The sequence below is a fragment of the Kitasatospora sp. NPDC007106 genome (genome assembly GCF_040634455.1).
In the GTDB taxonomy this organism is placed as follows: domain Bacteria; phylum Actinomycetota; class Actinomycetes; order Streptomycetales; family Streptomycetaceae; genus Kitasatospora; species Kitasatospora arboriphila.
Map to the genome: position 1 here is coordinate 1 of NZ_JBEYFP010001336.1, position 1,212 is coordinate 1,212.

A 1,212-nucleotide genomic window follows, 5' to 3' on the forward strand; every position below is an offset into this window, starting at 1 on the left:
GCCGCTCGGCCGTGCGGCGGACCTGGCGGCGCATCTGCTGCATCGGGCGATCCCGCCCGGCCGGCGGACGACCGGGCGGGGGTGAGGACCGCTGGTACGGCCGGGATTCCGGCCGTACCCGGGCCCTCCGGCAACGGGCTTCGCCCGTCCGCCCCACCGGCCGGCCGGCGGAGATCAGGCGGCCGGGAAGTCGGTGGCGGAGGCGGAAGCGGCAGCGGCGTCGAGGTCGGCCCGCAGTGCGTCGACCTTCGCGGTGGCGAAGGCGTGGGCGTCCGATCCCAGCACCTGCCGCAGCGGGCTGTCCCGGTCCGTGGCGTGGCGGATGATCGCCGCGGCTCCCTTGACGGGGTCGCCGAGCTGACGGCCTTGCAGGTCGAGATGGTCCGCGACCATGGCCCGGAGCTTCGGGTAGTGCTCACTGGTCCGGAAGGGCAGGGCCAGCGAGTGGGCACTGAGGAAGTCGGTGCGGGTCGGCGAACTCACCGTCGCGTACGAAACCCTCCCCCTGCCCGGCGACAGTGAGACCGTCCTGCTCCTCTACACGACCGAAGCCGCCTCCCCCTCCGGAGAGGCCCTCGACCTCCTCGCCTCCTGGACACTCACCCGCCCGTCCACCCCCGGTCCCACTGCCGCGGAACGGAGATGATCGGGCGGCCACGGTGCGGCGTGCCGGAGCGCCCCGGCAGGGCGGCCCCGGCAGCGCCGACCCGAGGCGGGATGTGATGGCTCTCCGGTTGATGAGGATTCCTCAATGAACCCATGTTCTTGAAGGGGTTCAGGGCGGTCCGGCCGGCCCGGGCAGCCTCGCACGGCGTCCGCCCGGGGGTGGTGAGGAGGGCATCGGCCCGGGGCTCGAGTGGCTCATTGGCGCTTCTCGGTGAACATGGTGATCAGGCCGTGGGCCGTGTTGTCGTCGGAGTCGATCCGGTGGACCTCGACTCCTTCGAAGGTGGCGATCTCGGCGCTGCGGGGGAACATGGCCTGCTCGTACTCGGTGAGCGCGGCCTCGACGTCGCCGGGGTGTGCGGCGAGGGCCTTGCCGAGTTCGGCGCCGTCGAGCATGGCCAGATTGGCGCCTTCACCGTTCGGGGCCGCGAGGTGGGCGGCGTCGCCGACAAGGGTGACCCCCGGCACCCGGTCCCACCGGTGCCCTGCCGGCAGGGCGTGGTGGGGGCGCAGGACCGGCGCGGTGTCGCTGCCGGTGATCTCCGC

General features: G+C 73.3%; 2 protein-coding genes and 1 pseudogene. 1 reads left to right on the forward strand and 2 read right to left on the reverse strand.

Annotation, left to right across the window (positions count from 1 at the left end):
• Positions 1-174: 174 nt before the first annotated feature.
• Entirely contained in the window at positions 175-483 is a 309-nt protein-coding gene (locus tag ABZ641_RS38280) for a hypothetical protein (protein WP_344621729.1), read from the reverse strand.
• Here ABZ641_RS38280 and ABZ641_RS38285 point away from each other — a divergent pair.
• A pseudogene (locus tag ABZ641_RS38285) lies at positions 452-646 on the forward strand (transcriptional regulator); the annotation flags it as partial. The gene ABZ641_RS38280 and the pseudogene ABZ641_RS38285 overlap by 32 nt on opposite strands.
• A gap of 215 nt (positions 647-861) precedes the next feature.
• On the opposite strand, the gene ABZ641_RS38290 reads toward ABZ641_RS38285, so the two are convergent.
• Positions 862-1,212: FAD-dependent monooxygenase (locus ABZ641_RS38290; protein WP_359989278.1), on the reverse strand; the 351-nt coding region annotated here is incomplete at its 5' end.